This window comes from Microcella sp. (assembly GCF_033763155.1).
Taxonomy (GTDB): Bacteria; Actinomycetota; Actinomycetes; order Actinomycetales; family Microbacteriaceae; genus Microcella.
Genome location: NZ_JANRKZ010000192.1, coordinates 20,752 through 28,372, shown reverse-complemented (window position 1 = coordinate 28,372; position 7,621 = coordinate 20,752). Strand labels below are relative to the sequence as shown.

Annotated in this window: 5 protein-coding genes and 2 tRNA genes; 5 read left to right on the top strand and 2 right to left on the bottom strand. The window is 63.1% G+C overall.

What is annotated here, in order from left to right; translation table 11 throughout:
• The 5 genes from SFU54_RS08185 to SFU54_RS08165 form a co-directional block, all read left to right on the top strand.
• Positions 1 to 1,763 (top strand): DNA gyrase subunit B (locus SFU54_RS08185; protein WP_319015789.1); only part of this gene is annotated, 1,763 nt, incomplete at its 5' end.
• Positions 1,764 to 1,824: 61 nt separating this feature from the next.
• Positions 1,825 to 4,416 carry a DNA gyrase subunit A gene (gene gyrA / locus SFU54_RS08180; RefSeq protein WP_319015788.1) on the top strand — a complete coding sequence of 864 codons (2,592 nt, stop codon included), beginning with the start codon at positions 1,825 to 1,827 and terminating at the stop codon, positions 4,414 to 4,416.
• Complete coding sequence (locus SFU54_RS08175) at positions 4,413 to 4,820, top strand: DUF3566 domain-containing protein (protein ID WP_319015787.1); 408 nt, start codon at positions 4,413 to 4,415, stop codon at positions 4,818 to 4,820. Before gyrA ends, SFU54_RS08175 begins: the two co-directional genes overlap by 4 nt.
• Before the next feature lie 61 nt (positions 4,821 to 4,881).
• Positions 4,882 to 4,955 (top strand) — tRNA-Ile (locus SFU54_RS08170).
• 96 nt (positions 4,956 to 5,051) lie between these two features.
• Positions 5,052 to 5,124 (top strand) — tRNA-Ala (locus SFU54_RS08165).
• A gap of 369 nt (positions 5,125 to 5,493) precedes the next feature.
• Here SFU54_RS08165 and SFU54_RS08160 read toward each other — a convergent pair.
• Both SFU54_RS08160 and SFU54_RS08155 read right to left on the bottom strand, forming a co-directional pair.
• Positions 5,494 to 6,876: an ATP-binding protein gene (locus tag SFU54_RS08160; protein WP_319015786.1), complete on the bottom strand. Its 1,383-nt coding sequence runs from the start codon at positions 6,874 to 6,876 to the stop codon at positions 5,494 to 5,496.
• Positions 6,876 to 7,544 (bottom strand): response regulator transcription factor, encoded by a 669-nt coding sequence (locus SFU54_RS08155; RefSeq protein WP_319015785.1) that lies wholly within the window; start codon positions 7,542 to 7,544, stop codon positions 6,876 to 6,878. Before SFU54_RS08155 ends, SFU54_RS08160 begins: the two co-directional genes overlap by 1 nt.
• Between the last annotated feature and the right edge of the window lie 77 nt (positions 7,545 to 7,621).

The window sequence follows — 7,621 nt, the reverse complement described above, 5'->3', positions numbered from 1 at the left end:
TGCTTGCTGATGGTGGAGTTCGTGTCGTCGACAACGGCCGAGGCATCCCCGTCGACGAGCACCCGGTCGAGAAGAAGTCGACCGTTGAGGTTGTGTTGACGATCTTGCACGCCGGCGGAAAATTCGGCGGCGGCGGCTACGCCGTCTCGGGTGGTCTGCACGGCGTCGGCAGCTCGGTTGTCAACGCCCTGTCAGAGCGCCTCGCGGTTGAGGTTCGCCGTCAAGGCAATGTCTATTCGCAGACGTACCAACACGGTGTTCCGGATGCCCCGCTCGCGAAAGGCGCGGCGACCGACGAGACCGGCACGACCATCTCGTTCTGGCCGAACGGCGAGATTTTCGAAACCGTCGAGTTCGACTACGACACCCTGCGCACACGCTTTCAGCAGATGGCGTTTCTCAACAAGGGACTTCGCATCACGATTGCCGACGAGCGCGCGGCACAGGCCGATGGTGATTCGCGTCGCGAAGAGTTCCTCTACGAGAAGGGTCTTGTCGACTACGTCGAGTTCTTGAACTCGGCGAAGAAGATCGAGGTGGTGCACCCCGAGATCATTTCGTTCGAATCAGAAGACACCGAGCGCCGCATTGCTCTCGAGGTCGCGATGCAGTGGACGAATGCCTACTCAGAGTCGGTGCACACCTACGCCAACACCATCAACACGCACGAAGGTGGCACGCACGAAGAAGGCTTCCGCGCCGCGTTGACGACACTCGTCAACAAGTACGCGCGTGACAAGGGCATCCTGAAAGAGAAAGACGAAAACCTCTCGGGCGACGACGTGCGCGAGGGTCTCACGGCCGTCATTTCGATCAAGCTCGGCGAACCTCAGTTCGAAGGCCAGACGAAGACCAAGCTCGGCAACACCGAAGCCAAGTCGTTTGTGCAGAAGGTTGCCGGCGAGCATCTCGCCGACTGGTTCGAGCGCAACCCGGCTCAAGCCAAAGACGTCATTCGCAAGGCGCTTCAAGCGTCGGCCGCCCGCATCGCCGCTCGAAAGGCCCGCGAACAAACTCGTCGCAAGGGCTTGCTCGAGTCGGGGGGCATGCCCGGCAAGCTCAAAGACTGCCAGTCGAAAGACCCCTCGCTCAGCGAGATCTTCATCGTCGAGGGCGACTCGGCCGGCGGCTCAGCTGTTCAGGGCCGCAACCCCGAGACGCAAGCGATTTTGCCGCTGCGCGGAAAGATCTTGAACGTCGAAAAGGCACGCCTCGACCGCGCGCTCGGCAACGCCGAGGTGCAAGCCATGATCACCGCGTTCGGCGCGGGCATCGGCGAAGACTTCGACCCTGACAAGGTCCGCTATCACAAGATCGTGCTCATGGCCGATGCCGACGTCGATGGCCAGCACATCACCACGCTGCTGTTGACGCTGCTCTTCCGCTACATGCGGCCGCTCATTGATCTTGGCTACGTGTACCTCGCGCAGCCTCCGCTCTATCGTTTGAAGTGGACGAACGCCGAACACGAATACGTCTACAGCGATCGCGAGCGGGATGTCCTGCTCGAGTCGGGGCTTGCCGCGGGCAAGCGCATCCCGAAAGACAACGGCATTCAGCGGTACAAGGGTCTCGGCGAGATGAACCACCAAGAGCTGTGGGACACCACGATGAACCCGGCGTCGCGCACGCTCTTGCAGGTCACGCTCGAAGACGCGGCGGTTGCCGACAGCGTCTTCTCCACTCTCATGGGCGACGACGTCGAACAGCGCCGCACCTTCATTCAGCAGAACGCGAAAGACGTGCGCTTCTTAGACATTTAGCGACGACCGCCTCGTTGCGGCCGACGCTTTCCGACCTCACCACCACCGAAGGATTTTCCTCATGGCAGACGACACCACGGGCCCCGAGCCGGTCGACTATGGCCCCGGCGGGCGGGTCAACCAGGTTGACCTGCAGCTCGAAATGCAGCGGTCGTACCTCGACTATGCAATGAGCGTCATCGTCGGGCGCGCCTTGCCCGACGTGCGTGATGGTCTCAAGCCTGTGCACCGCCGCGTCATTTACGCGATGTTCGATGGCGGCTACCGACCCGACAAGGCCTACTCGAAGTGCTCGCGCGTCGTCGGTGATGTCATGGGGCAGTTTCACCCCCACGGTGACTCGGCCATCTACGACGCACTCGTGCGACTCGTTCAGCCGTGGTCGATGCGGTACCCGCTCGCCGCCGGCCAGGGAAACTTCGGCTCGCCCGGTAACGACGGCGCGGCTGCACCGCGATACACCGAAACCAAAATGGCGCCCCTCGCCATGGAGATGGTTCGGGATATCGAAGAAGACACCGTCGACTTCCAAGACAACTACGACGGTCGCACGCAAGAGCCGAGCATTCTGCCGGCGCGATTCCCCAACCTCTTGGTCAACGGCTCGGTCGGCATTGCGGTCGGTATGGCCACGAACATTCCTCCGCACAACTTGCGCGAGGTGGCGGCTGCCGCCCTCTGGCACCTCGAGAACCCCGACGCCGATCGTGAGAGCCTGCTCGAAGCGATTCTGCAGCGCGTCAAGGGCCCCGACTTTCCGACCGGCGCGCAGATTCTCGGCGTCAAGGGAATTCACGATGCGTATCGCACGGGCCGCGGCTCGATCACGATGCGCGCGGTCGTGACGGTCGAAGAGATTCAGAACCGCACGTGCCTCGTCATCACCGAACTGCCCTACCAGGTCAACCCCGACAACCTGGCGATCAAGATCGCTGACCTCGTCAAAGAAGGCAAACTCGGCGGAATCGCCGACATTCGCGACGAGTCGTCGGGCCGCACCGGGCAGCGCCTCGTCATCGTGCTCAAGCGCGACGCCGTGGCGAAGGTCGTGCTCAACAACCTCTACAAGCACACTCAGCTGCAAGACAATTTCGGCGCGAACATGCTCGCGATTGTCGACGGAGTTCCCCGCACGCTGCCGATCGACGGCTTCATCACATACTGGGTCTCGCACCAGATCGAGGTCATCGTTCGCCGCACGGCGTTCCGGCTGGCGAAAGCCGAGGCCGACGCCCACATTTTGCGCGGATATCTCAAGGCGTTGGATGCCCTCGACGAGGTCATCGCCCTCATTCGCCGCTCGCCCACGGTCGACGAGGCTCGCGAGGGCCTCATCGCGTTGCTCGATGTTGACGAGCTGCAAGCGACCGCGATTCTCAACCTGCAGCTTCGCCGCCTTGCCGCGCTCGAACGGCAGAAGATTCAGGATCAGGCAGAAGAGCTCGAGCGCCTCATCGCCGACTACCAGGCGATTCTCGCGAGCCCCGAGCGTCAGCGCACAATCGTCTCTGACGAACTCACCGAAATCGTCGACAAGTACGGCGACGACCGACGCACCGAGATCATGATGGGCTTCGACGGCGACATGAGCGTCGAAGACCTGATTCCCGTCGAAGAGATGGTCGTGACCGTCACGCGTGGTGGGTACATCAAGCGCACCCGCAGCGACAACTATCGATCGCAGCACCGCGGCGGCAAGGGTGTCAAGGGCGCTCAGCTGCGCGCCGATGATGTGGTCGAGCACTTCTTCGTGACCACGACGCACCACTGGCTGTTGTTCTTCACGACTACCGGACGGGTGTATCGCCTCAAGGCCTACGAGGTGCAAGAAGCCGGACGCGACGCGAAGGGTCAGCACGTCGCCAACCTCCTGGCGTTGCAGCCCGATGAAGAGATTGCCCAGATTCTCGACATTCGCGACTACTCGGTCGCCCAGCACCTCGTGCTGGCGACGCGCAACGGCCTCGTCAAGAAGACCGCTTTGACCGAATACGACACGAACCGCACGGGTGGCATCATCGCGATCAACCTGCGCGAGGGTGACCAACTCGTGTCGGCGATGCTCGCCGATGACTCTGACGACATCCTGCTGGTGTCACGACGCGGTATGTCACTGCGGTTCACGGCCGACGATTCGGCACTGCGGCCCATGGGTCGCTCGACCTCGGGCGTGACGGGCATGAAGTTTCGTGAGGGCGACGAACTCTTGTCCGCATCCGTCGTCGGTGACCGTGGCTTTGTGTTCGTCGTCACCGAGGGTGGCTACGCCAAGCGCACCGAGGTTGAGCAGTATCGCGTGCAGCAACGCGGTGGCCTCGGCATCAAAGTGGCGAAGCTCAGTGATGATCGGGGCGCCTTGGCCGGTGGCCTCATCGTTGCCGACGACGACGAGGTTCTCGTGGTCATGCAAAATGGCAAAGTGGTACGCTCCTCGGTGGCCGAAGTGCCCGCCAAGGGCCGCGACACCATGGGGGTCGTGTTCGCCCGACCCGATGACGACGACCGAATCATTGCGATCGCTCGCAACAGTGAACGCAACCTGGTCGACGCGGATGCAGAAGCCGGCACCGCTACCGACACCGATATCAGCACTGACACCGATACCGCCGGAGCCGCACCTGTGGCCGAGGGTGGAAAGGACGAGAACGCGTGAGTACAGTCGCCGAGAAGCTGCAGCGTAAGTCGCAGCGCCAAGCCCCGACGAAGCAGGTTCGCCTCAAGCTCGTCTACATCGACTTCTGGTCGGCGGTGAAGCTGTCGTTCTTGGTCGCCATTTGCGGCGCGATCTTGCTGTTGGTCTCGACCCTGTTGGTCTGGATCGTACTGAGCTCGCTCGGCGTCATTGAGCAGATCGACTCGGTCTTCACCGACATCATCGGTGAAGACGCGACGAGCCTTGCCAGTGTGTTCTCGCTCGGCCAGGTCATGTTCTTCGCAACCATCGTTGCTCTGCTCAACATCGTGGGCGGCACGGCCATCGGCGCCATCAGCGCTCTGTTGTACAACTTGAGCGTTCGCCTGACCGGCGGATTGCTCGTCGGCTTCACCAACAACTGATCAAACGCCCGCTCGATTGGGCGGGCGTGACCGGATGCAGTACAGTCGTATCCGGTCTCACGGGGATATAGCTCAGGCGGTTAGAGCGCTTCGCTGATAACGAAGAGGTCCCAGGTTCAAGTCCTGGTATCCCCACGCATTGTCTGTCACGCCGCCGCTTCTGCGGCGTGACGGCGCTTCCGCGAGACGAGCGCGGTCGTCTCGCTTCGCGGATCGCCACCACGATGCACTGGGGCCTTAGCTCAATTGGTAGAGCGCCTGCTTTGCAAGCAGGAGGTCAGGAGTTCGATTCTCCTAGGCTCCACTCCATTGCCACCGCTCTGATCATCGGGCTCTTGCTCGACGCGCGACCGCATAACCTGCGGTCGCGGAGTTCGATTCTCCTAGGCTCCACTCTGTTGATGATCGCGCCGCCGCTTCTGCGGCGCGATGCCGCTTCCGCGAGACGAGCGTGGTCGTCTCGCTTCGCGTCGCGACCGTGGGGTGTTCGAATTCGCTCCTGCGGCGCGATGCCGGTTTCGCGAGACGAGCGTGGTCGTTTCGCTTCGCGTCGCGACCTCGGGTTGCGCGGAAGCGCTTCTGCGGCGCGATGCCGTTTTCGCGAGACGAGCGTGGTCGTTTCGCTTCGCGTCGCGACCACGGGGTGCTCGAAACCGCTGCTGCTCCGGCTCGGTCAGGCTGGGTCGAAGGTGAGCGTCGCGGCCAGGCCGTGGGGCTCGCGGCGCGCGAGCTTGACCTCCGCGCCGCTCGCGCGCGCGAGTTCGGCAACGATGGCGAGTCCAAGACCCGTGCCGGGAGTAGTGGTTCCCCCGCGCCAGAAACGGTCGAAGGCTCGAGCGAGCTCGTCGTCGGACATCCCGGGGCCGTCATCAAGCACGGCAAGAGTCGGTCGATCTCCCGCGGAGATGATCACGCGAATCTGATCGCCCTCGCGCGAGACCGCGAGGGCGTTGTCGATGATGTTGTCGATCATCTGGTCGACCCCGGTAGGAACCGCCAGCACCGAAACAGAGGTCGGTCCGGCAATGGTCAGGTCGACGCCCCCCTCGGCAGCCAGTGGCTCCCACTGCTCGACGCGCTCGCGGGCGATGGCGCCAAGGTCAACGGTGACGACGGGACTGACGGATGCTCCCGCGCGGCCGAGGGCCAACAAACCTTCGACGATCGTCACGAGACGATCGGCCTCGAGCTCGGCCGCGGCAAGTCGAGCAGCGGCACCCGGCGGGTCGGATTCGATGAGGTCGCGCGCGCGTTCGAGCTTCAGGCGGAGGGCGGTGAGGGGAGTGCGCAATTGGTGCGAAGCATCGGCCGCGAAAGCACGTTGTTCGTCGATGAGCCCCGACAACCGATCGGCCATGCGGTTGAACGAGCGGGCGAGGCGAACGAGTTCGGGGGCCCCGGCCTTCGGCTCGGCTCGGGCGCTGAGGTCGCCGGCCGCCAGCCGCTCGGTCGTCGCGGTCAACACGCTCAAGCGGCGAGTGACGGTGCCCGAGAACACGATGCCGGCAATGCCCGCCATGATGAGCGTCAACAAGGCAACGATTTCGATGACTTGCAGTCGCTCGCCCACCTCCTCGTCGACGACAGCTTCGGAGTAGGTCAACCGCACGGCACCGATGATGTCTTGGCCACTCAGCACGGGAACGGCGACATAGACCAGTTCTTCGCCGAGGGTTGTTGAGAACCGTGAGCCCGATGAGATGGTGCCGCTGAGTGCCTGTTCGATCTCGGGCCGCGATGAGTAGTCACCGCCCACAGCAGATTGATCATCGTCACTCGTGACCTGAGCGATTCCATTGGTGTCGACAATCACCACGCGGCCACCCCCGGCGGCTCGGTATTCGAGCGCGGCGTCAGAAACCGCGGCGAGCTCGGCGGCATCAAGCGACTCGAGTGCTTCTTCAGCTCGCCCCGCGAGCACGAACGCGTCCCGTTCCAGGCCGGTTACCAAGCGGTCGAGCTCGACGGTGCGCAGGTACTGTGCGAGCGGCACGGTTTGAACAATGAGCACGAGCGCGGTGATCACCATCACCATGCCCATGAAGCGCCACCGCATCAGGGTTCTCCGAGCCGAAAGCCGACTCCACGCACCGATTCGATCCAGCCAGGGTCGCCCAACTTCTTTCGAACAGCCGCGATGTGTGCGTCGAGGGTCTTTGCCGTGCCGAACCAGGTTGTGTCCCACACATCACGCAAGATGTCGGTGCGTCGATAGACAGCTCCGCGGTCGCGGGCCAAATACTCGAGCACGTCAAACTCTCGAGGGGTGAGGTGTACCGCCGCGCCGTCGAGAAGCACGCGGCGTGCGCGACTGTCGATCACGAGACGAGACTCTCCGCTGACGTCGCGCGCGGGGGGTGACCCACCGCTTGACCGGCGCGTGATCGCATGGATGCGCGCAACTAACTCGCGCATCCCGAACGGCTTGACGATATAGTCGTCTGCCCCTAACTCAAGGGCGACGACCCGGTCAACTTCGTCGTCGCGGGCGCTCACGATGATGATAGGCACGTCGCTGTTCGCGCGAATGCGACGGCAGACTTCGGTTCCGTCAATGTCGGGCAAGCCGAGGTCGAGAACGATGAGATCGGGAAGAAGTTCAGCAGCGCTCGCGATGCCGTCACGGCCGTTGGCGACGCGAGTTGCCGTGATCGCACGGTCGGCCAAGCCGTCGACGATGCCATCGGCAACAGCATCGTCGTCTTCGATCACGAGAACCTGCATGCGCTCATCATGCTCCCTGCGCCATTGGCGTGGCGAGCATCCGCGATCGAAGCCGACGATCTTGGATAAATCTTGGA

Excerpts from the sequence above, each read along its gene's own strand:
- SFU54_RS08160 (WP_319015786.1), bottom strand. The coding sequence starts at position 6,876 with ATGCGGTGGCGCTTCATGGGCATGGTGATGGTGATCACCGCGCTCGTG.
- SFU54_RS08155 (WP_319015785.1), bottom strand. The coding sequence starts at position 7,544 with ATGCAGGTTCTCGTGATCGAAGACGACGATGCTGTTGCCGATGGCATC.
- gyrA (WP_319015788.1), top strand. The coding sequence starts at position 1,825 with ATGGCAGACGACACCACGGGCCCCGAGCCGGTCGACTATGGCCCCGGC.